We start from the raw sequence: 25,002 nt of genomic DNA on the forward strand, positions 1-25,002 counted from the left end.
GGGGCGAGCCGGGGAGGGCGCCGGTCAGCTCTTGCGGCGTCCTATCAGATGCGGCTTGGCCTCCAGCCCGTCCAGCCCGTGCCATGCCAGATTCACCAGGTGGGCGGCGACCTCGGCCTTCTTCGGCCGGCGGACGTCCAGCCACCATTGGCCGGTCAGGGCGACCATGCCGACCAGGGCCTGCGCGTACAGCGGGGCCAGCTTGGAGTCGAAGCCGCGGCTCTTGAACTCGCGGCCCAGGATGTCCTCCACCTGGGTGGCGATGTCCGAGATGAGCGAGGCGAAGGAGCCCGTCGACTGGGGGATGGGGGAGTCCCGGACCAGGATGCGGAAACCGTCCGTGTACTCCTCGATGTAGTCGAGGAGGGCGAAGGCCGCCTGCTCGCACAGCTCGCGCGGGTGGCCGGCGGTCAGGGAGCTGGTCACCATGTCCAGCAGGCGCCGCATCTCGCGGTCGACGACGACCGCGTACAGGCCCTCCTTGCCGCCGAAGTGCTCGTACACCACCGGCTTGGAGACCCCGGCCTTCGCCGCGATCTCCTCCACCGACGTGCCCTCGAAGCCCTTGGCGGCGAAGAGGGTGCGACCGATTTCCAGCAGTTGCTGGCGGCGCTCCGCACCGGTCATCCGGGTGCGACGCGCACGCCGCGGCTTGTCATTGCTCGGGGTGCTGCTGGAGTCGGTCGCCACGCCGTCAATCATGCCGCCTCGGCGGTCTCCCTCTCGTGCCGGGAACCGTCCTCACCGGTCTTACGGCGCGAATCGATACGCGAGCGTGACGGCCAGCGCACGTCGTAGGCCCAGCCGAGCATCTCGAACCAGCGGATGAACCGCGCCGAGGAGTCCAGCTGCCACCGCTCCACGCCGTGCCGCGCCGACGTCGGGTCGGCATGGTGCAGGTTGTGCCAGGACTCGCCGCACGACAGGACCGCCAGCCACCACACGTTGCCCGACCGGTCACGCGACTTGAACGGCCGCTTGCCGACCGCGTGGCAGATCGAGTTGATCGACCAGGTGACGTGGTGCAGCAGTGCCACCCGGACCAGCGAGCCCCAGAAGAAGCCGGTGAAGGCGCCCCACCAGGACATGGTCACCAGGCCGCCGATCACCGCCGGCAGCGACAGCGACAGGATGGTGAAGGAGACGAAGTGGCGGGAGATCGCCCGGATCGCGGGGTCCTTGATCAGGTCGGGCGCGTACTTCTCCTGCGAGGTCTGCTCCTCGTCGAACATCCATGCGATGTGGGCCCACCACAGGCCCTTCATCAGTGCGGGCAGCGTCTCGCCGAAGCGCCACGGGGAGTGCGGATCACCCTCCGCGTCGGAGAACTTGTGGTGCTTGCGATGGTCGGCCACCCACCGCACCAGCGGCCCCTCGACCGCCAGCGAACCCATGACCGCCAGCGCGATCCGCAGAGGTCGCTTCGCCTTGAAGGAGCCGTGGGTGAAGTAGCGGTGGAAGCCGATCGTGATGCCGTGGCAGCCCAGGTAGTAGAAGAAGACCAGAAGGCCCAGGTCCAGCCAGCTCACGCCCCAGCCCCACGCCAGCGGCACGGCCGCCAGCAGCGCGAGGAAGGGAACGGTGATGAAGAGCAGCAGCGAGATCTGCTCGATCGAACGCTTCTGCTCGCCGCCGAGGGTGGCGGGGGACGTGGGGGAGTCGGTACTCGCCTTCGAAGGGTCTTCGATCACGTCGGAGCTTGAGGTCATGCGTGTCCCCTGTGGGGTCTGGGATTGAGGCAGGTGCCGGGCAGCGGACGCCGCACCGTGTTTCCTACGGCTCCGTAACCTACGGCGTCGTAAGTATGGCAGCGCCTAGCCCGGCGGCAAGAGCCCGAGAGTCTGCGCGTCCGCATGGACACCTATCCTTGGATCGGTCGGACAGCGCGGTCCGTTCTGATTTCTTCCCGGATGTCCGGCCCCTAAGCGGCAGCAGCCGCCTGACCGCCATCCGGGTTCCCCTCTCGGATGAGCTTCAACACTGCAAGGAGCCGCACCTGTGAGCAGTGCCGACGACCTGACTACGAGCACCATGTCGACCAGCAGCGAGCTGCGCGCCGACATCAGGCGACTGGGTGACCTCCTCGGCGAGACCCTCGTGCGACAGGAGGGTCCTGAGCTGCTCGAACTGGTCGAGAAGGTCCGCCGCCTCACTCGCGAGGACGGTGAAGCCGCCGCCGAGCTCTTGCGCGGCATTGAACTGCAGACCGCCGCCAAGCTGGTCCGCGCCTTCTCCACCTACTTCCATTTGGCCAACGTCACCGAGCAGGTCCACCGAGGCCGCGAGCTGCGCGCCAAGCGCGCCGCCGAGGGCGGCCTCCTGGCCCGTACCGCCGACCGCCTCAAGGACGCCGACCCCGAGCACCTGCGTCAGACGGTCGCCAACCTCAACGTCCGCCCGGTGTTCACGGCCCACCCCACCGAGGCCGCCCGCCGCTCGGTCCTCAACAAGCTGCGCCGCATCGCCGCGCTCCTGGAGACCCCGGTCATCGAGGCCGACCGACGCCGCTACGACACCCGGCTGGCCGAGAACATCGACCTGGTGTGGCAGACCGACGAGCTGCGCGTCGTACGCCCCGAACCGGCCGACGAGGCCCGCAACGCCATCTACTACCTGGACGAGCTGCACGCGGGCGCCGTGGGCGACGTGCTCGAGGACCTCACCGCGGAACTGGCCCGCGTGGGCGTCAGGCTCCCCGACGAGACCCGCCCCCTCACCTTCGGCACCTGGATCGGCGGCGACCGCGACGGCAACCCGAACGTCACACCCCAGGTGACCTGGGACGTCCTGATCCTCCAGCACGAGCACGGCATCAACGACGCCCTGGAGATGATCGACGAGCTGCGCGGCTTCCTGTCGAACTCCATCCGCTACACCGGCGCCACCGACGAGCTCCTGGACTCCCTCGGCACCGACCTGGAGCGCCTCCCCGAGATCAGCCCCCGCTACAAGCGGCTGAACGCCGAGGAGCCCTACCGCCTCAAGGCCACCTGCATCCGGCAGAAGCTGGAGAACACCAAGACGCGGCTGGCCAAGGGCATCCCGCACGAGGCGGGCCGCGACTACCTCGGCACCGCCGAGCTCCTGCACGACCTCACGCTGATCCAGACGTCCCTGCGCGAGCACCGCGGCGGCCTGTTCGCCGACGGCCGCATGGACCGCACGATCCGCACGCTGGCCGCCTTCGGCCTCCAGCTCGCCACCATGGACGTGCGCGAACACGCCGACGCCCACCACCACGCCCTCGGCCAGCTCTTCGACCGGCTCGGCGAGGAGTCCTGGCGCTACGCCGACATGCCCCGCGATTACCGGTGCAAGCTGCTCGCCAAGGAGCTGCGCTCCCGCAGGCCGCTCGGCCCGACGCCCGCGCCCGTGGACGCGGCCGGCGAGAAGACCCTCGGCGTCTTCCAGACCGTCAAGCGGGCCCTGGAGGTCTTCGGACCCGAGGTCATCGAGTCGTACATCATCTCGATGTGCCAGGGCGCCGACGACGTGTTCGCCGCCGCCGTCCTCGCCCGCGAGGCCGGCCTGCTCGACCTGCACGCCGGCTGGGCGAAGATCGGCATCGTGCCCCTCCTGGAGACCACCGACGAGCTCAAGGCCGCCGACACCATCCTGGAGGACATGCTCTCCGACCCGTCCTACCGTCGTCTGGTGGCGCTGCGCGGGGACGTCCAGGAGGTCATGCTCGGCTACTCCGACTCCTCGAAGTTCGGCGGCATCACCACCAGCCAGTGGGAGATCCACCGCGCCCAGCGCCGGCTGCGCGACGTCGCCCACCGCTACGGCGTCCGTCTGCGCCTGTTCCACGGCCGCGGCGGCACCGTCGGCCGCGGCGGCGGTCCCTCGCACGACGCGATCCTCGCCCAGCCCTGGGGCACCCTGGAGGGCGAGATCAAGGTGACCGAGCAGGGCGAGGTCATCTCCGACAAGTACCTCGTGCCGTCCCTGGCCCGGGAGAACCTGGAGCTCACGGTCGCCGCCACACTCCAGGCATCCGCCCTGCACACCGCGCCCCGCCAGTCCGACGAGGCGCTGGCCCGCTGGGACGCGGCGATGGACGTCGTGTCGGACGCCGCGCACGCCGCGTACCGCAGGCTCGTCGAGGACCCGGACCTGCCGACGTACTTCCTCGCGTCGACGCCGGTGGACCAGCTCGCCGACCTGCACCTCGGCTCCCGGCCCTCCCGCCGCCCCGGCTCGGGCGTCTCCCTCGACGGACTGCGCGCCATCCCGTGGGTGTTCGGCTGGACCCAGTCCCGGCAGATCGTGCCCGGCTGGTTCGGCGTCGGCTCGGGCCTGAAGGCGCTGCGCGAGGCCGGCCTGGACACCGTGCTCGACGAGATGCACGAGCAGTGGCACTTCTTCCGCAACTTCGTCTCCAACGTCGAGATGACCCTCGCCAAGACGGACCTGCGGATCGCCTCCCACTACGTCGACACCCTCGTCCCGGACGACCTCAAGCACGTCTTCGAGACCATCAAGGCCGAGCACGAACTCACCGTCCGTGAGGTGCTGAAGGTGACCGGCGAGAGCGAACTCCTCGACGCCACCCCGGTGCTGAAGCAGACCTTCGGCATCCGCGACGCCTACCTCGACCCGATCTCCTACCTCCAGGTCACGCTCCTCAAGCGCCAGCGCGACGCGGCCGCCGCGGGCGAGGCCCCCGACCCGCTGCTGTCGAGGGCGCTGCTCCTGACGGTCAACGGCGTGGCGGCGGGACTGCGCAACACCGGCTGACCCTTTCCCCGCACCCGACACGACAGTGCCCCCGGCCTCGTCCTTGAGGCCGGGGGCACTGTCGTGTGTGTGATCAGGCCTTACGGCGACGCAGCATGAGGAATCCGCCTCCCGCGACCAGCGCGGCCGCGAGACCGGCCAGCAGGCCTACGGGAGCACCGTTGCCGGTCTCGGCGAGGTCGCCGCCCGGGCCCTGGGCGGACGGGGAGGAGGAGACCGACGGGTCCGCCGACTCGCCGGTCGACGAGCCCGGGCTGGGCGACGCGGACGGGCTCGCCGACTCGCTCGCGGAGGAGCTCGGCGACGAGCTCGGCGAAGAGCTCGGGGAGGCCGACCCGGACGGCGTCGAACCGCCGCCCTCTCCGTCGTCCTCACAGTCCGTCCAGAACACCTTGTGCTTGGCGGAACCCTTCTCGCCCTCGAAGTTCCAGAACAGCTTGTAGTGGCCGTCGGGCAGCGAGAGGTCCTCGGTACGGCCGTGGCCGTCGGCATCCAGGGTGATCTCGCCGGACTTGACGGTCTCGCCCTTGACGTCGGCCGTCGGGGCCCACGCCTCGATGTGCCAGTCGACCTCCTGGACGGCGTCGAAGCCGAAGGCGTCGAGGTAGAACGTGCAGACGTGCGGCTCGTTCTTGCGGAGCTCCTCGCCGGTGGTGGCGTCGTGGATCTTCACTGTGCCGTTGTCGCCGGGAGCGGTGGCGTGTGCCAGGGGGGCGGCCACGAAGGCTGCCGCTGCGACGGCGGACAGAACGCCGGCACGAGAGAGGTTGCGCATGCAGTAGTCCATCTTCGAGATGTTTGCGGAAGATGTGGAGGGGGCGGCTCAGCATCCAGCCCGGACTGACCGCAGGTCAATCACGAACAGGCAACACTAAGTCCCTCCACAGGACTTCAGAACGGCCAAACCCCTCAGATGGTCACGAACGCCGCGGTGAGCAGCGCGATCCCCGACCCCGCCAGCGCCCACGCGACCCGCGTCCGCCGCAGCCCGCCCGCCACCACGACCGACGCGAGCAGCAGCGCACCGCCCATCGGAACCCAGGAGTAGAGGATCCCGGCCGGCCCCGAGCGGACCACCTCGTCGCTGCCGGGCTTCACCACCACGGCGTACGTCTGTCCCCCGCGCACGGCGACCGTGTCCTCGATGACCACGCTCTTCCTGGCCGTCGAACCGGTCGACGCGGGCGTGTAGGGACCCGTACAGGTCCCGCCGTCGCACCGGTCCACCAGGACCGTGCCCCGCTCCCGCCCCTTGGTGAGCATCACGTGCTGAGCGGTGCCCCAGGACCCCCACACCCCCGCGATCAGGATCAGCGCCGCGACCGTACCCATCGCCGCGAGGCGACCGAACCGCAGCGCGACGAGCGAGGCCTGACGGGAGGAGGTGGCTGTGGCAGGCATGGCGGGGATCATTGGCCATGCCTGGACGGACCGTCAACTTCGCGGGTCCCGGCGACCCGACAAGTCAGGAGTTGTACGTGCTTTGCGCCCGCTCCAGCCCCTCGATCACCAGACACTCCACCGCGTCCGCCGCCCGGTCCACGAAGTAGCCCAGTTCCTTGCGCTCCGCCGACGAGAAGTCCTTCAGCACGAAGTCCGCGACCTGCATACGGCCCGGAGGCCGCCCGATCCCGAACCGCACCCGGTGGTAGTCGGCGCCCATCGCCTTCGTCATCGACTTCAGCCCGTTGTGCCCGTTGTCCCCGCCGCCGAGCTTCAGCCTGAGCACGCCGTAGTCGATGTCCAGCTCGTCGTGGATGGCCACGATGTTCGCGACGGGCACCTTGTAGAAGTCCTTGAGGGCGTTCACCGGACCACCCGACAGGTTCATGTACGACATCGGCTTCGCCAGCACCACCCGCCGGTTCGCCGGCCCGGGCGGCCCGATCCGCCCCTCCACGACCTGCGCCTGCGCCTTCCCGGCCCGCTTGAACCTGCCCCCCATCCGCTCCGCGAGCAGATCGGCGACCATGAAGCCGACGTTGTGCCGGTTGGCGGCGTAGTCCGGCCCCGGATTGCCGAGGCCGACGATCAGCCAGGGGGCGCCTGCATCGGTCGTCACCTACGTGTCTCCTTGATACGCGCCAGCCGCCGCTCCCGACGGGAACAGCGGCTGACGAAACGACGAAGCCGAGGATCAGGCCTCGGCGGACTCGGCGCCCTCGGCGTCCTCGCCCTCCGCGGACTCCTCGGCCTGCGCGGCCAGGACCTGCAGGACGACCGTGTCACCCTCGACGGCCAGCGTGGTGCCCTTCGGCAGGGTGATGTCCTTGGCGAGGATGGAGTCGCCGGCCGTCAGGCCCTCGACGGACACGGTGACCGACTCGGGGATGTGAGTGGCCTCGGCCTCGACCGGAAGCGCGTTCAGGACGTGCTCCAGCAGGTTGCCGCCCGGGGCCAGCTCGCCCTCGGTGTGCACGTAGATCTCGACGTTGACCTGCTCGCCGCGCTTCACCAGCTGGAGGTCGACGTGCTCCAGGAAGCCCTTGATCGGGTCACGCTGCACGGACTTCGGGATCGCCAGCTCGTTGCTCTTGCCGTCGATGTCCAGGGCGATCAGGACGTTCGGCGTGCGCAGCGCGAGCAGCAGCTCGTGGCCCGGAAGGGTCAGGTGGATCGGGTCGGAACCGTGACCGTACAGAACGCCGGGAACCTTGTTGTCACGGCGGATGCGGCGGGCGGCACCCTTGCCGAACTCGCTACGGGTCGACGCGGTCAGCTTGACCTCGGACATGGGGATCACTCCTCGTAGAACTCGGAACGGACGTGGTCACCCGGCCACGAACGGCCTGCTACGAAGAGCGCGTCGATAACGGACAGCCGGCCCACCGTCGTACAGGTACGGACGGAGAACGGCCTCCCTCGCCGAGCAACTGCAGCAGTCTACTCGGAGTGGGAGGCCGCACCCAAAAGGATCTTCCGGCGAACCCTTACTGCTCGTCGAAGAGGCTCGTCACCGAACCGTCCTCGAACACCTCACGCACCGCGCTCGCGATCGTCGGTGCGATCGACAGCACCGTGATCTTGTCGAGCTCCAGCTCGTTCGGGGTGGGCAGGGTGTTGGTGAAGACGAACTCGCTCACCTTGGAGTTCTTCAGGCGGTCGGCCGCCGGACCCGACAGCACACCGTGCGTCGCCGTCACGATGACGTCCTCGGCGCCGTGCGCGAACAGCGCGTCCGCGGCGGCGCAGATCGTGCCACCCGTGTCGATCATGTCGTCGACGAGGATGCACACGCGGCCCTTGACCTCACCCACGACCTCGTGGACGGTCACCTGGTTCGCCACGTCCTTGTCGCGGCGCTTGTGCACGATCGCCAGCGGCGCACCGAGCCGGTCGCACCAGCGGTCCGCGACCCGCACCCGGCCGGCGTCCGGGGACACCACCGTGAGCTTGTTCCGGTCCACCTTCGCGCCCACGTAGTCCGCGAGCAGCGGCAGCGCGAACAGGTGGTCGACGGGGCCGTCGAAGAAGCCCTGGATCTGGTCCGTGTGCAGGTCCACGGTCAGGATGCGATCGGCGCCGGCCGTCTTCATCATGTCCGCGATCAGACGCGCCGAGATGGGTTCACGCCCACGGTGCTTCTTGTCCTGCCGCGCGTAACCGTAGAACGGCACGATCACGGTGATGGAGCGGGCCGACGCGCGCTTCAGCGCGTCGATCATGATCAACTGCTCCATGATCCACTTGTTGATCGGAGCCGTGTGGCTCTGGATCAGAAAGCAGTCCGCACCACGAGCCGACTCCTGGTAACGCACATAGATCTCGCCGTTAGCGAAGTCGAAGGCCTTCGTCGGGACAACCCCGACACCCAGCTGCTGGGCGACCTCCTCGGCAAGCTCGGGGTGGGCGCGGCCGGAGAAGAACATCATCTTCTTCTCGCCGGTCGTCTTGATCCCGGTCACAGCACTGTCTCCTCAGAGGTGTCTCAACTGGGTACCGATCGACCGTCTCAGCTGGCTGCGAGAGGCCGTCTCGGCTGGTGGGGTGCGGGTGTGCACTTATCACGGTACGCCGAGTTCGAGGCGCCCGTTTCCGGTCAGCCTTCGCTCTCGCCCTGCCGGGACGCCGCCTCGGCCGCCTTCGCGGCCGCGCTCCCCGGACGCTTGCGAGCCACCCAACCCTCGATATTCCGCTGCTGGCCACGGGCCACGGCCAGCGAACCGGGCGGCACGTCCTTCGTGATCACGGACCCCGCGGCCGTGTACGCGCCGTCCCCGACCGTGACAGGCGCCACAAACATGTTGTCCGAACCGGTGCGGCAGTGCGAGCCGACCGTCGTGTGGTACTTGTCCTGCCCGTCGTAGTTCACGAACACGCTCGCGGCACCGATGTTGGTGTGGTCACCGATTGTCGCGTCACCGACGTACGAGAGATGCGGGACCTTCGTCCCCTCCCCGATCGACGCGTTCTTCGTCTCCACGTACGTACCCACCTTGGACCGTAGCCCCAGACGCGTACCGGGCCGGAGATAGGCGAACGGACCCACGGTCGCCTGCGGGCCGACCTCCGCGCCGTCCGCCACCGTGTTGTCGACACGGGCTCCCGCCCCGACCCGGGTGTCGGTGAGCCGCGAGTTGGGGCCGACCTCGGCGCCCTCACCGAGATGCGTGGAGCCGTGCAACTGCGTGCCCGGGTGCACGATCGCGTCCTGCTCGAAGGTGACGGTCACGTCGACCCACGTGGTGGCCGGGTCGACGACCGTCACGCCGGCGAGCATCGCACCGTGCAGCAGACGCTCGTTGAGGATCCGACGGGCCTCGGAGAGCTGCACCCGGTTGTTGATCCCCGCGATCTCACGATGGTCGCCGGCCACCGAAGCGCCCACCCGGTGCCCGGCCTCACGCAGAATCCCCAGGACGTCCGTCAGGTACTCCTCGCCCTGCGAGTTGTCCGTACGGACCTTCTTCAGGGCGTCGGCGAGGAGCTGCCCGTCGAAGGCGAACACCCCCGAGTTGATCTCCCGGATCGCCCGCTGCGCCACGTCGGCGTCCTTGTGCTCCACGATCGCCGTCACCGCCCCGGAGGCGGCGTCGCGCACGATACGGCCGTATCCGGTGGCGTCCGGCACCTCGGCCGTCAGCACGGTGACCGCGTTGCCGTCGGCGGCGTGCGTCTCGGCGAGCTGCCGCAGGGTCTCACCCGACAGGAGCGGGGTGTCCCCGCACACCACGACGACGGTCCCGTCCACGGAACCGCCCAGCTCCTCCAGGCCCATCCGTACGGCATGCCCCGTACCGTTCTGCTGCGCCTGCACGGCCGTGCGGACCTCGGCGTCGGTCTCCGCCAGGTGCGCGGTGACCTTCTCGCGGGCGTGGCCCACGACCACGACGAGGTTCTCGGGCCGCAACTCACGCGCGGCGGCCAGCACATGCCCCACGAGGGACCGGCCGCAGATCTCGTGCAGAACCTTGGGTGTGGCCGACTTCATACGGGTGCCCTCACCCGCTGCGAGAACGACGACGGCGGCCGGGCGAATGGCGCTCACGGGATGCCCTTCGGCTGTGGAGGGGGAGGGGTGACATCCGCAGGATACCGGGGCGTTTCGTGGGGGACATGAGAGTGGGTCCTGACAGTGCTGTCACTGGTCAGGACCCGAACTGAGCGAATGCTCCCCCGCCAGGACTCGAACCCGGACAGATGGCACCAAAAGCCACAGTGCTGCCAATTACACCACGGGGGAATAACTCGACTGAACCGGACATTCGGTTGGAGCGCCGAGGTGGCACCCAACACTATGCCGTACCAAGCGCCTTCCATGCGACGGTACAACTCGGCGCTCTTGCCGACGTGGATGACCAGGCAACCTCGACAGGTCTCCGACGTGTTCTTCCGGTTCGTCCTGGGGGGTGCTGTTTGAGGGCGGAGTGCTGGAACGTGGAGACGTCCGCGCCCACGCCCGCTCCCGCAGCGCCTCGAAGTTCGCGTACGTGCCGTTTGGATGTGCCACGGGCATACCGTCCGGGCGGAATCCGGTCCTCCGGTGTCGAACGGTGAGCGATTCAGCAGTTCGAGGGATATCGGGCGATTTCGTCGTCGTTCGATCACGGGGTGTGGTGTAGGCCAGTCACGGAAACTCACCGGAAAAGGGGCACCCGCCGCCCGTAGGCTGGAGACATGACCACGACGGGGGAAGACCGCGCGACGGCCTTGGGAGGGCCGTGGTGGTGGGCGAGGTGGCGCAGTGCGGTGCTGGACGTGAGTCTGGCCGTGGCGTCCGCGGTGGAGTGCGCGGTGGAGGGGGTCCCCTTCGCGCGCGACGCGGGGATCCCGGTCGCCGCGGGAGTGGTGTTCGGGCTGGCGGCCGGCTCGGTGCTGGTGCTGCGCCGCCGGTGGCCGATCGCCGTCGTGCTGGTGTCGATCGCCATCACGCCCGCCCAGATGGGTTTCCTGATGGGCATCGTCGGCCTGTACACGCTGGCCGCGTCGGAGCTGCCGCGCCGGATCATCGGCTCGCTGGCGGGGATGTCGCTGGTGGGCACGTTGATCGTGACGTTCGTGCGGGTGCGGCAGGACATGGCGCGCGGTGATCTGACGCTGGGGGACTGGTTCGTCCCGTTCGCGGCGATCACCACGTCCCTGGGGCTGACCGCGCCGCCGTTGCTGCTCGGGCTGTACGTGGGGGCCCGGCGCCGGTTGATGGAGAGTCTGCGGGAGCGGGCGGACAGTCTGGAGCGGGAGCTTCAGCTGCTGGCCGAGCGGGCCGAGGAGCGGGCGGAGTGGGCACGGAACGAGGAACGGACCCGGATCGCGCGTGAGATGCACGACGTGGTGGCGCACCGGGTGAGTCTGATGGTGGTGCACGCGGCCGCGTTGCAGGCGGTCGCGCGCAAGGATCCGGAGAAGGCCGTGAGGAACGCCGCGCTGGTGGGTGACATGGGGCGGCAGGCGTTGACCGAGCTGCGGGAGATGCTCGGGGTGTTGCGTTCGGGGGACGGCCGGGCTGCCCCGCGGCGGGACGGTGTGCCGTTGGCGGCGGTGGGGGTGGCCGCGGCGGTGGCGGCTTCGCGGGTGGTGGACGAGGAGGGTGTGGCGGACGGGCCGTGTCTGTCGGATCTGGACGTGCTGGTGGGGCAGTCCGCGGCCGCGGGGATGGTGGTGGACCTGTCGGTGGAGGGGGACACGCGGTCGTATGCCGCGGACATCGAGCAGACGGCGTTCCGGGTGGTGCAGGAGGCGTTGACGAACGTCCACAAGCACGCGGCGGGGGCGAAGACGTACGTACGGCTCGCGCACCGGGTGTCGGAGATCGCGATGCAGGTGGAGAACGAGCCGCCGCCGGAGGCGTCGTCGGCGTCGTCGGCGCGGTTGCCGTCGGGGGGCAACGGGCTGGTGGGGATGCGGGAGCGGGTCGTGGCGCTGGGCGGGGTGTTCGTGTCGGGGCCGACGGACGCGGGCGGTTTCCGGGTGTCGGCGGTGATTCCGGCTTCGTAGGCGGTGATTCGGGCTGAGGCGGGGGTGAGTCCGGCTTTGGCGGGGGTGGGTCCGGCTTCGGAGGCGGTGAGTCCGGCTTCGTAGGGGGCGCCGGGCGGGGCGGCGTAGCGGATCTGTGGGGCGGATCGTCGTGGTGGCGATGCGCCCCGTGTCGTGTGTGCGGGGTGTGCCGGGTGTCAGCCCGCGGTCAGGCGGGTCGGTTCGACGCCGGAGACGAGGACGGCCAGGGCCTGGTCGACGTCGGGGCCCAGGTACCAGTCGCCGGTGTGGTCGAGGGCGTAGACGCGGCCTTCGGCGTCGATGGCGAGGATGGCCTGGGTGTCGGTCTCGGCGCCGAGGGGGCAGACCTCGGTGTCGAGGGCGCGGCCGAGGTCGCCGAGAGTGCGGGCCAGGTGGAGGCCGTACAGCGGGTCGAAGTGCAGGGCGGCGGGGGCGATCTGGCGGCCGGGGCCGGTGGGTTCGAGGTGGAGGCCGCCGAACTCGGCCCAGGCCTCGACGGCGGCGGGGAAGACGGCGTGCCGGTGTCCGGCGGGTGAGGTGTGTTCGCGCAGGGCGTCGGCCCAGATCTCGGCCTGCTTTATGTCCCAGCGCCCCGGCTGCCAGCCGGCGGCGCGCAGGGCCGCGTCGACGGGGACGGGGAAGCGGGTGGTGGAGGTGCGGTCGGGGTGCATCTGCCCTTGGTTCGTCGGGAGCGTCGGATCCGTCGGGAGCGCCGAGGCCGCGGCGGTCGCGGTTCGGTCCCGTGTGGGTGTACGTGCGGGGCGTGGGAAGGATTCAGTCGTCCGTGGTCGTGGGGTCGACGACGCGGACGCCGAAGTGGGCGCTGAGGGCCGTGCAGGCGCGGCAGGGCGGGGCGAAGCTGCCGTGGAGGGGGTCGCCGTCCTCGCGGATGCGGCGGGCGGTGAGCTTGGCCTGCTTGAGGGCCTTGCGGGCCTCGCCGTTGGTCATCGGTCTGCGGGCGGCGCGTTTGCTGCGGGCGGCGTCGAGGGTGGCGATGTGCCGGGAGATCAGCATGGTCTCGGCGCAGCGGCCGGTGAAGCGGTCGCGTCTGTCGCTGGGGAGGGTGTCGAGGAAGTCCTGGACCAGGGGGTGCAGGGCGGGGGGCTGGTCGCCGCGGGCGGCGGTGCCGGTGAGGGTGGCGCCGCGTACGGAGAGGGCGGCGGCGACGGTGGGGAGTATGCCGTCGCGGCGGTGGCGCAGGGTCGGGGCGTGCGGGGCTTCGGTGCTGCTCCAGCCGATGCGGGGATCGCCGGAGGGGCCGGTGCGCGGACCCGCGTGGTGAGGGCCGGTGTGCGGGCCCGTGTGGGTGTGCGGAGCGGTCCGTTGGCCGCCGGGCGGGACCGGTCGCGGTCCCGGATGTGGTCCCGTCTGCGTCGCGTTCATGATCGTCATCCCCTCCCGAGCATCCCCCGGATCACACAGAGTGCCAAACCGCGTGGCTGGTGCGGAAGCTGGGGCGGTGCGACACGCCCGGGTTTGGGCTGGCTGTCACGGCGGGGTGACGGCTGGTCACGGAAGCGGAGGGGGGCTGACCGGTGCCCGGTGACCGGTCTCGTCGTACCGCATAGGCTGTCGGCACCGCGATCCACGCGGGCTACGCGTGGGTACGGACGAGACAGTCGATACGGGGCGTAGTGACCGAATGGGGGTCGCTGCGGGTCGTACCAGAGTGCCGCAGGGGGCAACCGCCATGACGACAGGTCGGCTCGGGCAGCAAGCCGCGCCGCCGAACGCGGCCTACGCCGGGCAGGTCGTGCATTTCCCGGATCCGGTCCGGGCGGCCCGTCACCCGAGAGGGGTGCGGGTGGACGAGCACGGCTACCCCGACTTCTCGCCCTACGCGCGTGCGGCCGCGGAGATCGCCGATCCGCCGGAGGGTTTCGGAGTCGACGAGCTGCGGCTGACGGACTACGTGTCGGCGAACGCCGCGTTGGCGGCCACCGGCCACGAGTTGTGGGACACGGTGCCCGCGGTGGCGACGCCGCACGGCTGGACGTGGCATCACGCGGCGGGTTCGCGGCGGCTGGAACTGGTGCCGGTGGACGTGAAGGCGTTGCTGCGGCACCACGGTGGCGTCGCGACGGCGGTGGTGGACCAGAACAAGAGGGGGACGCGGCCGCTTCAGGAGACGCGTCCCGTGCACTTCGGGCTGCCGAAGTCGGGTGTGGCGGTGACCGAGTCGCAGGTGTTGGGCGTCGAGGAGGACCTCGGGTACCGGCTGCCGGGCGCCTACCGGTCGTTCCTGAAGGCGGCGGGCGGGTGTGCGCCGGTGGGCGCGGCCCTGGACGCCGAGTTGGGGCTGCTGATCGACCAGCCGTTCTTCACGGTGCGGGACGAGGCGGCGGTCAACGACCTCGTGTACGTCAACAAGTGTCTGCGTGACCATCTGACCAAGGACTACCTGAGCGTGGGTTTCGTGCAGGGCGGTCTGCTGGCGTTGAAGGTGAAGGGCGAGCGGATCGGGTCGGTGTGGTTCTGCGCGTACGACGACGCGCGGGACGTCGATCCGGCGTGGCCGCCGGCCGAGCGGGTGGAGCGCTTGCTGCTGCCGTGCGGTGACGACTTCGACGCGTTCCTGGCGCGGCTGGCGGGCAATCCGCCGGAGCTGGAGACGGTGGCGAATCTGATGGTGGACGGCGGTTTCGCGCGTCCGGTGCCCGTCTCTGCCCTGGGGGAGTGAGTTCGGCGATGGTGACGTTTGCGCAGGCGCAGGAGCGCGCCGAGGAGTGGATCAACGGGGACGTGCCGTCGTACCAGCACCGTGAGGTGCGGGTGCGGGAGTTCGACCTCGGGTTCGTGGTGTGGGCGGAGGACCGTGCGGACGGTCCGCGTTCGGACGGCGGCGGTCAGCGGCTGGTCATCGCCCGGGACAGCGGGGAGGCCTCGTTGTGGCCCTCGCTGCCGGTGGGTGAGGTGATCCGCCGGTACGAGGAGGAGTACGGCCGCGTGGACGCGGTCGCCGACGCGGTACCGGCGCCGGCCGCCCGGGTCGACCTGAACCAGACGTCCTTCCTGTTGAGTCCGCCGGAGTGGTTGCAGGAGGCGGCGGACAAGCTGGGGATTCCGGACCGGCGGGGAGCCGCCGGTTCCGGCGGTGCGGCGGCCGGCACCGGTGGTGGTGCGGCTGCCGGGTCCGGGGGCGGGCAGTCGCTTCCCGAGACGCAGGCCGGGATGCCCGGAGGGTACGGCGGGGCGGGTGCGCCTGTGCCGGGTGCGCCTGTGCCGGATGCGTCTGTGCCGGGTGTGCCGGTCGCGGCGGGGGTGCCCGAGGGGGCGACGCCCTGGGCCGGGACCGATACCAACGCGGACGCCGGTGAGGACCGTTCCGTGCCGTTGCCCGCGACCGTGTTCGCGCCGCCGCTGAGCGGTGCCGACGACGAGGACGCACCGCCCGCGGGGCCGCCGGACGCCAAGACCGCGCTGATCGCGGGCGGCAGCCAGCTGCCGCCGACGGCGGTCGCTCTGGCGCTCGACGACCCGAACAGGCCGGGGGCGGCCGCGCCGGGTGGTCCGGCCGGTGCCACTCCGCCGCCTGGTGCTCCGCCGGCCGGTGCGATGCCTCCGCCGCCGCACGCGCCTTCGTCGTACGGCTATCCGCAGGTCGGGGGTGCGGGTGCGCCCGGTATGCCGGGGGCGGGTGCCACGCCTCCGCCGGGGGCTCCCGCCGTGGGTGCCACGCCTCCGCCGCACGCGCCTTCGTCGTACGGCTATCCGCAGGTCGGGGGTGCGGGTGCGCCCGGTATGCCGGGGGCGGGTGCCACGCCTCCGCCTGGTGCCGTGCCTCCGGGGGCTCCCCCGGTGGGTGCCACATCTCCGCCGCCGTCGGCTCCTTCGTCGTACGGCTCGGCGTCGCAGCCTCCCGCTGCCGGGGCCGGTGCGCCGGGCGGGCCGTCGCTCGCGCCGAACGCCGGGGACATCGCCGACGCCGCGACGAGCAAGGCGGCGCCGCCGCCGCGCCGGGCCGGGGCGAATCCGCCTCCTCCGCCGGGTGCCCCCGGGGTGCCGGGTGCGCGTCCGGGCGGTGCGCCCGTGCCGGGTGCGCCCGCGGGTGGGTACGTGCCGACGCAGATGGTGTCGGCACTCGGCCCCAACGGCCCTGAAGGGCCCGGCGGACCCGGGGGACCCGAGGGACCCGTCGGCGGTCCGGGTGCTCCGCAGCAGCCCGGTCAGCCGAACCCGCCGGGTCAGCCGAACCCGCCCGGTCAGCCGAACCCGCCGGGTGTGCCCGGTGGTACGCCTCCGGGTGGGGTGCACCATGCGGCGACGATGCTCGCCGATCCGGGGCGGATGGGTGGCGGGCCGGTTCCGCCGCCTCCGCCCGGCGCTCCGGGGACGCCCGGCGCCCCCGGAGCGCCCAAGCCGCCCGGTGCTCCGGGATCCCCGGGCGCACCGCAGCCTCCGGGCCCGCCGGGCATGCCGGGTGCGCCCGGCGCGCCGCAGCCGCCTGGTGCCCCTGGCGCGCCCGGCGTTCCGAACGCTTCCGGCGGTGGGCGGGGTGCGGTGCACCACGCGGAGACCGTGCTGGCCGCGCCTCCGGTGGGCGGGCCCGGCGGGTTTCCGCCGCCCCAGGCTCCCGGGGCGCCCGGTGCCCCGGGCGCCCCGGGCATGCCTCCTGGCGCGATGCCGCCGCCCGGTGCCGTGCCTCCTGGCGCGATGCCGCCCGGTGCCATGCCGCCCCCCGGGCAGCCCGGTCCGGGGCAGCCGCCGGCGTACGGCTATCCGCAGCAGCAGGGGCAGCCGACGGTCGGACCCGGCTATCAGGCCGTCCTGCGCTACCGCGCGCAGGACGGTTCCGAGCAGCAGCTGATCCGGCGTTCGGCGCCGGGGACGCCGCATCCGGAGTGGCAGATCTTCCACGAGCTGCGTGGCATGAACGTGCCGCCGGACCAGGTGCTGGAGCTGCACACGGAGCTGGAGTCGTGCGAGCTGCCGGGCGCCTACTGTGCGCGGATGATCCGGGAGCAGTGGCCCCAGGCACGGATCACGAGCATCGCGCCGTACGGCACGGACCACGCGAGCCGGCAGCAAGGCATGCAGCAACTGATCGAGCACCAGGGTGAGTTGCACCAGGTCGCCGACGGTCCTGCCCGCCCGGCGCCCGTCCGGGCGCCGTTGCCGCAGGTGCCGCCCGCGCCGCCGATTCCGCCGGAGGGCGTGGCGCAGGAGCTGGCGGGGGCGTTCGGACCGGGGCTCTTCCGGTTCGAGCAGGCCGCCGTGTCCCGGCAGGGCGTGCCGCCGGTCGTGGCGCACTCGCTGGTGGTGGCGGGGCTGCCGATGGACATGGGGCCGTTCTTCTGGGCGCAGGCCCAGCCGGGGCGGCCGGTGCCGACGCTGGCTGAGCTGGCGGCCGAGCGCGGGGTGCAGCCGGCCTCGGACGCGGGCTCGTACCTCGTGATGGGCAGCGACTTCGGCCGGGCGATCTGCGTGCAGTACGGCACGGCGAACATCGTGGCGGTGCCGGTGGAGGCGGGGCCCGGCGGGGCGCCCGTACCGCCACAGTTCGTGAACACGGGGCTGCCCGAGTTCCAGCGGTGCCTCGCGCTGCTGGGGCGGATGTGGCGGCTCAGGTTCGGGCTGAACCAGGAGCAGGCGGGACGGTGGACCGTCGACTTCCAGGCCCAGTTGGCCGCGCTCGATCCGGCGGCGCTCGGTTCGCCGGAGAGCTGGTGGTCGGTGCTCCTCGAGCAGATGTGGGACGGGCTGCTGTGAGGCGCTCCGGCTGACGAATCCCGCGGGGAGAAGGGCCGGGCCCGGTCGTGTGACCGGGCCCGGCCCTTTCGTGTGGGCCGCGTGACCGTAACCGGTGTGCGGAGTGTCGCGTTATGAACACTTCCGTCCGATACACCAAGATGTGCGCGAAATCATCATTTCGCATCCATACATATGGATCGCACAGGTAAACATCGGTTCATGACGGTTGGGCGGAGAGGGGTTCCAGGATGAGCGGCGTATCGGTCCCGGCACATGGATTCGTGGCCGTACGGGGGCGCGGCTACCGCCCCGACCAGGTCGACGCGTACGCCGGTGCCCTCTCCCGGGACCGTGACGCGGCCTGGGAGCGTGCCGCCCGGCTCACCGTGCTCGCCAGGGACATGGAGGCGGAGGCCGTCCGGCTGCGGGAGGCCGTGACGTCGCTCGCCCCGCAGACGTACGAGACGCTCGGCGAGCGGGCTCGGCGGCTCTTCGAGCTCGGGCAGGAGGAGGCCGACGCCGTGCGGGAGGGGGCGCGGCAGGAGGCGCAGCTCCTGGTGGAGGAGGCACGGGTGCGCGCGGACGGCGTGCGCGAGGCCGCGCAGGCGCACGCTGACGCCGTACGCGCCGAAGCCGAGGAGCAGGCCCGGCAGCGACTGCTCGCGGCGGGCGCCGAGGCCGACGAGATCCGCATCGACGCCCGGCGTGAGGTGAAGGAGGCGCGCGGTGAGGCCCTCGGGGTGTTGCGCGAGTTGCGGCAGCGCTCCACCGGGATGCTCCAGGATCAGGCCGATGGGCACGCCGAGCGGTTGGCCGAGGTCGAGCGGGCGGCGGAGGAACGCGCGGCCGCGCTGGACGCGCACCACGCCGAGCGGGTCGCGCGGGCCGAGGCCGTGCTGTCGGAGGCGGAGCAGGCGTTCGCCGAGGCTGAGGTGTCGGCGCGGCAGCGGGAGGAGGAGGCGGCGGCACGTGCGGCGGAGGTGCTCGCGCAGGCGCGCGCCCGGGAGGAGCAGATCGTTCGGGACACGGAGCGGGTGCTGCGGGAGCACGAGGAGACGTGGGACGACGTGCAGGCGCAGATGGACCACGTGCGGAACAGTCTGACGGCGCTCACGGGGAAGGCGGCGACGGAGTGACCGCCGCCCGTGTTGCCGAGTGAGCCGGGTGAGCCGGGAGAGCGGGGTGAGCCTGGTGAGCCAGGAGGGCCGGGTGAGCCGGGAGCGCCGGTCGTGTTCGGGAGGCGTGGGTAGGGGCGCCCGGCGCCGCGCGGGCGCCCCTCGGCGGTGTCAGTTCTTCCGCACCGCCCCCGCCAGGATCCAGGCCTCCACGGCCTCGTACTGCTTGCGCTGTTCCTCCGACTTCTGTCGCCCCGAGGCAACCGTCCCCAGCCACCCGAAGAGGAAGCCGGCCGGGATCGACACCAGGCCCGTCGTGGTGAACGGGAACCAGTTGAAGTCGGCGTCGGGGAAGGCCGAGACGGGCGAACCCGAGACCAGGTTCGTGCCCGGCATCAGCAGCAGCACGGTCACCGAGCCGCCGATGAGGGTGCTGAGCAGGCCCGTGCGGGTGTAGCGGCGCCAGAAGAGGCTGTAGACCAGGGCGGGCGCGATGGCGGAGGCGCCCAGGCAGAAGGACAGGGTCACCAGCGGTTGCAGGCTGCGGTGCTGGACGAGGGTGGCCAGCACGATCGCGACGACGCCGACCGCCAGGGCCGACAGCCGCGCCAGCATCATCTCGCGGCGCTCGGACATCTCCTGCACCCGGGCCGCGAACACGTCGTGGGCGAGCGAGTTGGCGCAGGCGAGGATCATGCCGGCGACCGAGGCGAGCAGGGTGAGGAAGATCGCCGTGGTGACGGTCGTGAAGAGCAGGGTCTCCGCCGTGGAGACCTCCGCGCCGAAGGCGGCCCTCGACCCCAGCAGATACGCCGTGTTGCCCTGCGGGTCGTCCCGCGCGATCAAGGCCCGGCCGATCAACGCCGTGGCACCGAACCCGACGATCGTGACGACCAGTACGAACAGCACCACCGACGACACCGCCCACGACATCGAGCGGCGCACCTGACGCGCGCTGGAGGCGGTGTACATGCGCATGGTGACGTGCGGCAGACAGGCACCGCCGACGACCACCGTCAGCTGCGCGGTGATCATGTCCAGCCGGGGGTTGGGCCCGCCCGCGAACTGCAGTCCCGACTCCAGGAAGGCGGAGCCCACGCCGCTCTGCTCGGCGGCCGTGTCGAACAGCGCGCCCGGATCCCAGTCGAACCTGTGCATCACCAGCACGGCGACCACGGCACCCGAGCCGAGCAGCATCACGATCTTCAGGATCTGGATGAGGGCGGTGCCCTTCATGCCGCCGATCGCCGCGTAGCTGATCATCAGCGCGCCCAGTCCGACGATGCAGCCGGTCTTCAGCGAGTCGCCGGAGAAGCCGAGGACGAACGCCACCAACTGCCCGGTGCCGGCCAACTGCACCAGCATCAGCGGCAGCAGTGCGGCGATGGTCACCGCGCACGCGGCGATCCGCACGCCCCGCCCGGGCATCCGCCGCGCCAGCGCGTCGCCCATCGTGAACCGGCCCGCGTTGCGCAGGGGTTCGGCCAGCAGGAACATCAGCAGCATCAGCGAGAGCGCCGTACTGAGGGCGAGGACGACCCCGTCGTAGCCGCACAGGGCGATGACCCCGCCGGTGCCGAGGACGGACGCGGCGGAGATGTAGTCCCCCGCGATGGCGAGGCCGTTGCGCATGGGGGACAGGGAGCTGTAGCCGGTGTAGAACTCGTCGAGGTCGTCCCGGTCCGGGCCGGTCATCACGCACAGCAGGAGCGTGATGGTGGCGACCGCCGAGAACGCCACCAGGGACATCGCCTGCGCGGAGTCACTGAAGCCTGTCATCGCCGCGCCGCCTCCTCCCGCTTGGCGTTCAGCGCGGACTCCCGTCGGATGCGGTCCGCGATCGGATCGACGTGACGGCGGGCCGTGTGCTCGTACAGGCCGATCGCCAGCCAGGTGACGGGAAGCTGGATCAGCGCCAGCAGCAGGCCGGTGGGAAGCCCGTCGGAGACCTCGCTCGTCATGAGGCCCGGCGCGAACGCGGACAGGATCAGGAAGAGCGTGAAGTATCCCAGTGCGGTGAGCGTGGCCGTACGGCGCTGCCACCGGTAGGCGCTGCGCAGGATCCGCAGATCACTGTGATGCCCGAGCGCGGGCCGGTGCGCGGTCCGCCGTCCGGGCGCCGGTTCGGGCGGGGCGACGGGTTGCCACGGGTAGGTGGCGTAGGGCGGGGAGGCGTCGTAGAGGGGTGGGGAGCCGTGGCGCCGTGGCACATCATGCGGTTCGTACGGTTCGTGCTGGTATGGCGGGGACGGATCGTAGGACATCCCGGAGCTCCTTGCGTGGCTCGAGCAGTGCGGTGCGGACCGCAGGGAGTTGGGGGGTGGGACGAGCGGAGCCACGCACGCTACTCGCTGGTAGTCGAACACGCGAGGGTTTCGGCAAACTGGCTGGTCGGTATGCGCTTACTTCGCTGACCTCGGGTGTTACCCGCGTTAACTCAGATTTTTGGGGCCCGATCGAGGAGCGGGAGGAGCGGGAGCCGGTAGGCGATGCCGGGGCGGCCGGTAAGGGTGATCTCGCCTTCGGTGATGAAGCCGCTGCGTTCGAGGACCGTGCGGGAGGCCGCGTTGTCGAGTGTCGTGACCGCTGTGAGCGAGGTCAGGGCGTACTCCGTCGCCGCCAGCCGGCACACCACCGCCACCGCCGCCGTGGCGACGCCCCGGCCCGAGGCGGACTCGCCCACCCGGTAGCCGAGTTCGGCCGAGCCGTCCTCCGTCACGTCCACGAGGTTGATCCGTCCGATCACTTCGCCCCGTTCGTCCAGTATCACGTGGAAATGGCAGATGCCTTCCTTCTGTTCGGTCAGCAACGCCTGGAGGCGGGCGGCGAATTCGGTGAAGTACGCGTCGCCGCGATCCGGTATGGAGCGTGCGAAAAATGCGCGGTTCGCTCGCTCGAAGGACAGCAGCGCGTCCGCGTGGCCGGCGTTCAGACGTTCCAACTTCAGCATGCGGGCGAGGATATGGGCGGCCGTGTTCTCGGGCACCTCCATAAAATGCGCGGCATGGGGATGGAGCAGGTTCTCAGCGGAGTCGCCGGTCTCGTGATGGGGGTTCTCTGCCTGGTGCAGGCCGTCACGGCGTGGCGTACGTTCCGGCTTCTCTCGCGGGGGCGGTGGGCCGAGGCGGACGTGGTCGACGTGCGGGTGGAAAGGGACGACAACGGGGCGCGCGTCTATCCCGTGGTGGCCTTCACCACGTCCCACGGCGACCGCGTCACGGCCGAGTCCCCCGTTCCGAAGTCCGGCCCGCCCGGGCCCGGTTCCCTTCCCGACGGCAGGGTCCGCGTTCTCTACGACCCGGTCAGGCCCCGGCGGATCGTGCTTTCCGGATATCGCGGGGACAGGCTCGCCAGGTCGGCGGTGAACGCGCTCGCGCTGGCCGCGGCCAGCGCGTACGTGTTCGTCGAGTTCGTCTTCTGACCGGTAGATTCACCCGCCATGCGATCACGTGAGTACGACCTCGACTTCCGCGACCGTGCCGGCCGGACGCGTAGCTGGGGCATCGGATTGCTGGCGGTGGCGGGGTTGTTGTGGACGTGGTGCGCCGTGCTGGTGCTCACTCCGTACTCGGTGGACGAGGAGCCGGGTGACAAATACCCGGCGGAGTGCGAGTCGCGGCTGTTCACGGAGCGAGGCACGGCCAACGAGGGCCTGCAGCGTGGTGACTGGTGTCAGGACGAGCGCGACTGGCCCGAGGCCCTCGCCGTGCTGGGGCTGTCCGTCCCGGTGTCGGTCGTCGGCGTCGCGCTCTTCACCACGGGTACGCTGAGCCGCCGGATGAGCGCCCACGCCGAGGCGATGCGTGAACTGGACCGGATCGCCGACGCGCGGAAGGCCTAGGAGCACCGGGCCGGTTCACCGGTCCGGTATATCGGCCCGGTCCACCGGTCAGGCCCAGCGGTCCACCGGTCAGGCCCAGCGGGGCCCGGCCCGGTCAGGCTAAGCGCGGTCAGGCCTAGCCCGGCCCGGCAGAGAGCCGGTCAGGCCTAGCCCGGCAGAGGCTCGGCCAGGCCAGCCCAGCCAGCTCAGCCCAGTCCGGCCAGCCCAGCCCCGCCAGCCCCGCCTGCCGGACCCGCCGTGACCCGGCGCGTCCGCTCACGATTCCTCGAGGACCGGGAACCGTCGCGGCGCCAGCACCAGCAGCACCAGGAAGGCCACCGCCGCCGCGACCGCCGCCCCCAGGTACACCGCGTGCACCGCGTCCGCGATCGCGTGCCGGGTCGCCTCCGGCGCGGGGCCCGCGTCCAGGGCCCTCGTCACCGAGTCCAGGTCCTGCGCCCCGCCGAGCCGTGCGGCCAGCACACCGTTGGCGATCGCGCCGAAGACGGCCGCGCCGACGGTCTGCCCGGTCTGGCGGCAGAAGAGGACGGACGCCGTGGCGGTGCCGCGTTCCGCCCAGCCGACCGTGGACTGCACGCCCACGATCAGCGGGAGTTGGAACAGGCCGAGTGCGGCGCCCAGCAGGAGCATCAGCAGCGTCGGCTGCCAGGCCTGCCCGGGGTAGGGCAGGAAGGGGAACGCGAACAGGATGAGCGCGGCCGTGCCGATGCCGAGCATCGCGGTGTCGCGGAAGCCGATGCGCCGGTAGACGTGCTGGCTCAGCGCCGCCGACACCGGCCAGCTCAACGTCCATACGGAGAGCACGAACCCGGCCGCCACCGGGGCGAGGCCGAGCACCGACTGGGCGTACGTCGGCAGGAAGACGGTCGGGGCCACCATCAGCAGCCCCAGCGCGCCCAGGGCCAGGTTCACCGCGGCGATCGTGGGCCGCCGCCACACCCACCCGGGGATGATCGGCTCGGCCGCCCGGCGCTCCACCAGCACCACGACCCCGACCAGCGCCAGTCCGGTACCGAACAGGGCCGCCGAGGGGGCCGACAACCAGGGCCAGGCCACCCCGCCCTGCACCAGAGCGGTCAGCAGGACGCCGCCGCACGCGAACACCGCGAGCGCGCCCGCCCAGTCGACACGCGTGCGCGTGGCGGCCTTCGGCTCCTCCTCAGGTCGTACCCGCCGCTGCGGCTCGTGCAGATGGCGGACGATCAGCCACAGCGCGAGGGCGCCGATCGGCAGGTTGACCAGGAAGATCCAGCGCCAGTCCGCGTACGCCGCCAGGACGCCGCCGACACCGGGTCCCGCGACCGCCGACACCGCCCACACCGTGGACAGCCTCGCCTGGATCTTCGGGCGCTCCTCCAGGGGGTAGAGGTCGGCGGCGAGCGTCTGCACCGTGCCCTGCAACGCCCCGCCGCCCAGGCCCTGCACGACGCGGAAGGCGATCAGCGCGCCCATGTTCCAGGCCACGGCACACAGCAGGGAGCCGAGCAGGAAGAGGGCCGCGCCCGCGACCAGCACCGGCTTGCGGCCGAAGGTGTCGGAGAGCTTGCCGTAGACGGGCAGGGTGACGGTGACCGCGAGCAGATAGCCGGAGAACAGCCAGGAGAAGACCGAGAAGCCGCCCAGGTCACCGACGATCTGCGGTACGGCCGTGGAGACAATGGTGGAGTCCAGTGCCGCCAGCGCCATCGCGAGCATCAGGGCGGCGACGACGGCACCCCGCCGGCCGGGTCGGGTGCCCCGCGCCGCCTGCCGGATCGCGGGTTGCGTGTCGCCCACGCGGATTCCTTTCCCCCTGCATCCATCTGCCGTCGGACAGCTTCCCATCCGCGCGCTGATCGCGGGAGGACTTGACCCTGACGCCGCGTGAGGGTGGAGCCTGAGTGGGCCTGAGGGTGGAGCGGACCCCGAGAACGACTCCCCCCGGCGGTGGAGTGCCCCTAGGGGTACCTCCGTACTACGGCTCGGGGAGGGTTGGTACCGCCGGAGGACGAGACGGGCGGGGCACGGTCCTTAACCTGGCTTTACGCCGCTGGGGAGCGGTGGGGGGAGGTTCTCCGAACCTCCGGGGGTGGGGTTTTCCCCAGCAGAAGACGGGGTCCGGCACCAGCGCGCCGCACCCCCGCCGGACGCCAGACTCATCGACGTACCGCTTCGAACGGCTCACCCGCTGAGCAACAGACT

At 71.3% G+C, this 25,002-nt stretch carries 21 protein-coding genes and 1 tRNA gene; 7 read left to right on the plus strand and 15 right to left on the minus strand.

Annotation, left to right across the window (positions count from 1 at the left end):
- Nucleotides 1–24 precede the first annotated feature (24 nt).
- Together AQJ84_RS20705 and AQJ84_RS20710 are read right to left on the minus strand one after the other, a co-directional pair.
- Entirely contained in the window at nt 25–702 is a 678-nt protein-coding gene (locus AQJ84_RS20705) for a TetR/AcrR family transcriptional regulator (protein ID WP_030043449.1), read from the minus strand.
- Nucleotides 699–1,709 carry an acyl-CoA desaturase gene (locus tag AQJ84_RS20710; protein ID WP_030043448.1) on the minus strand — a complete coding sequence of 337 codons (1,011 nt, stop codon included), beginning with the start codon at nt 1,707–1,709 and terminating at the stop codon, nt 699–701. Before AQJ84_RS20710 ends, AQJ84_RS20705 begins: the two co-directional genes overlap by 4 nt.
- Nucleotides 1,710–1,998: 289 nt before the next feature.
- Between AQJ84_RS20710 and ppc the strand changes: the two genes are divergently transcribed.
- Entirely contained in the window at nt 1,999–4,740 is a 2,742-nt protein-coding gene (gene ppc / locus AQJ84_RS20715; protein WP_053193638.1) for a phosphoenolpyruvate carboxylase, read from the plus strand.
- A 73-nt stretch (nt 4,741–4,813) separates the two neighbouring features.
- On the opposite strand, the gene AQJ84_RS20720 is transcribed toward ppc, so the two are convergent.
- From AQJ84_RS20720 to AQJ84_RS20750, 7 genes are all read right to left on the minus strand, one after another.
- Nucleotides 4,814–5,515: an LPXTG cell wall anchor domain-containing protein gene (locus AQJ84_RS20720; protein WP_030043446.1), complete on the minus strand. Its 702-nt coding sequence runs from the start codon at nt 5,513–5,515 to the stop codon at nt 4,814–4,816.
- 134 nt (nt 5,516–5,649) lie between these two features.
- Nucleotides 5,650–6,141, minus strand: coding sequence for a hypothetical protein (locus AQJ84_RS20725; protein ID WP_030043445.1), 492 nt, complete (start codon nt 6,139–6,141; stop codon nt 5,650–5,652).
- A gap of 64 nt (nt 6,142–6,205) precedes the next feature.
- Complete coding sequence (gene pth / locus AQJ84_RS20730) at nt 6,206–6,802, minus strand: aminoacyl-tRNA hydrolase (protein WP_030043444.1); 597 nt, start codon at nt 6,800–6,802, stop codon at nt 6,206–6,208.
- Between the two features lie 75 nt (nt 6,803–6,877).
- Nucleotides 6,878–7,474, minus strand: a complete 597-nt coding sequence (locus AQJ84_RS20735) for a 50S ribosomal protein L25/general stress protein Ctc (RefSeq protein ID WP_053193635.1) — start codon at nt 7,472–7,474, stop codon at nt 6,878–6,880.
- Nucleotides 7,475–7,670: 196 nt separating this feature from the next.
- Nucleotides 7,671–8,645 (minus strand): ribose-phosphate diphosphokinase, encoded by a 975-nt coding sequence (locus AQJ84_RS20740; RefSeq protein ID WP_030043442.1) that lies wholly within the window; start codon nt 8,643–8,645, stop codon nt 7,671–7,673.
- Nucleotides 8,646–8,779: 134 nt separating this feature from the next.
- Nucleotides 8,780–10,228 (minus strand): bifunctional UDP-N-acetylglucosamine diphosphorylase/glucosamine-1-phosphate N-acetyltransferase GlmU, encoded by a 1,449-nt coding sequence (gene glmU, locus AQJ84_RS20745; protein WP_079022779.1) that lies wholly within the window; start codon nt 10,226–10,228, stop codon nt 8,780–8,782.
- Between the two features lie 123 nt (nt 10,229–10,351).
- A tRNA-Gln gene (locus AQJ84_RS20750) sits at nt 10,352–10,423 on the minus strand.
- Between the two features lie 434 nt (nt 10,424–10,857).
- Between AQJ84_RS20750 and AQJ84_RS20755 the strand changes: the two genes are divergently transcribed.
- Nucleotides 10,858–12,174: a sensor histidine kinase gene (locus AQJ84_RS20755; protein WP_030043441.1), complete on the plus strand. Its 1,317-nt coding sequence runs from the start codon at nt 10,858–10,860 to the stop codon at nt 12,172–12,174.
- 176 nt (nt 12,175–12,350) lie between these two features.
- Here AQJ84_RS20755 and AQJ84_RS20760 read toward each other — a convergent pair whose 3' ends face one another.
- Entirely contained in the window at nt 12,351–12,845 is a 495-nt protein-coding gene (locus tag AQJ84_RS20760) for an SUKH-3 domain-containing protein (RefSeq protein ID WP_030043440.1), read from the minus strand.
- A gap of 103 nt (nt 12,846–12,948) precedes the next feature.
- Nucleotides 12,949–13,566, minus strand: coding sequence for a YwqJ-related putative deaminase (locus AQJ84_RS20765; protein WP_030043439.1), 618 nt, complete (start codon nt 13,564–13,566; stop codon nt 12,949–12,951).
- Nucleotides 13,567–13,864: 298 nt separating this feature from the next.
- On the opposite strand from AQJ84_RS20765, the gene AQJ84_RS20770 reads away from it, so the two are divergent.
- The 3 genes from AQJ84_RS20770 to AQJ84_RS20785 all read left to right on the plus strand — a co-directional run bounded on the left by AQJ84_RS20770 (nt 13,865) and on the right by AQJ84_RS20785 (nt 19,001).
- Nucleotides 13,865–14,854, plus strand: a complete 990-nt coding sequence (locus AQJ84_RS20770) for an SMI1/KNR4 family protein (protein ID WP_030043438.1) — start codon at nt 13,865–13,867, stop codon at nt 14,852–14,854.
- Nucleotides 14,855–14,862: 8 nt separating this feature from the next.
- Nucleotides 14,863–17,883, plus strand: coding sequence for an SUKH-4 family immunity protein (locus AQJ84_RS41095; RefSeq protein WP_079076139.1), 3,021 nt, complete (start codon nt 14,863–14,865; stop codon nt 17,881–17,883).
- Between the two features lie 230 nt (nt 17,884–18,113).
- On the plus strand, nt 18,114–19,001 hold the full coding sequence (locus tag AQJ84_RS20785; protein ID WP_030040973.1) for a DivIVA domain-containing protein: 888 nt from the start codon (nt 18,114–18,116) through the stop codon (nt 18,999–19,001).
- Between the two features lie 150 nt (nt 19,002–19,151).
- On the opposite strand, the gene AQJ84_RS20790 is transcribed toward AQJ84_RS20785, so the two are convergent.
- The 3 genes from AQJ84_RS20790 to AQJ84_RS20800 all read right to left on the minus strand — a co-directional run bounded on the left by AQJ84_RS20790 (nt 19,152) and on the right by AQJ84_RS20800 (nt 21,930).
- Nucleotides 19,152–20,759, minus strand: a complete 1,608-nt coding sequence (locus AQJ84_RS20790; protein ID WP_030040972.1) for a sodium/solute symporter — start codon at nt 20,757–20,759, stop codon at nt 19,152–19,154.
- Nucleotides 20,756–21,244: a DUF485 domain-containing protein gene (locus tag AQJ84_RS20795; protein ID WP_030040971.1), complete on the minus strand. Its 489-nt coding sequence runs from the start codon at nt 21,242–21,244 to the stop codon at nt 20,756–20,758. The genes AQJ84_RS20790 and AQJ84_RS20795 overlap by 4 nt, the downstream gene beginning before the upstream one ends.
- A gap of 173 nt (nt 21,245–21,417) precedes the next feature.
- Nucleotides 21,418–21,930, minus strand: coding sequence for a GNAT family N-acetyltransferase (locus AQJ84_RS20800; RefSeq protein ID WP_037803034.1), 513 nt, complete (start codon nt 21,928–21,930; stop codon nt 21,418–21,420).
- A gap of 54 nt (nt 21,931–21,984) precedes the next feature.
- On the opposite strand from AQJ84_RS20800, the gene AQJ84_RS20805 reads away from it, so the two are divergent.
- Entirely contained in the window at nt 21,985–22,401 is a 417-nt protein-coding gene (locus AQJ84_RS20805; RefSeq protein WP_128092282.1) for a DUF3592 domain-containing protein, read from the plus strand.
- A gap of 18 nt (nt 22,402–22,419) precedes the next feature.
- Nucleotides 22,420–22,821 carry a hypothetical protein gene (locus AQJ84_RS20810; RefSeq protein ID WP_030040968.1) on the plus strand — a complete coding sequence of 134 codons (402 nt, stop codon included), beginning with the start codon at nt 22,420–22,422 and terminating at the stop codon, nt 22,819–22,821.
- A 255-nt stretch (nt 22,822–23,076) separates the two neighbouring features.
- On the opposite strand, the gene AQJ84_RS20815 is transcribed toward AQJ84_RS20810, so the two are convergent.
- Nucleotides 23,077–24,597: an MFS transporter gene (locus AQJ84_RS20815; RefSeq protein ID WP_053193626.1), complete on the minus strand. Its 1,521-nt coding sequence runs from the start codon at nt 24,595–24,597 to the stop codon at nt 23,077–23,079.
- Nucleotides 24,598–25,002: the final 405 nt, after the last annotated feature.

Origin of the sequence: Streptomyces resistomycificus (genome assembly GCF_001514265.1) — a bacterium.
In the GTDB taxonomy this organism is placed as follows: domain Bacteria; phylum Actinomycetota; class Actinomycetes; order Streptomycetales; family Streptomycetaceae; genus Streptomyces; species Streptomyces resistomycificus.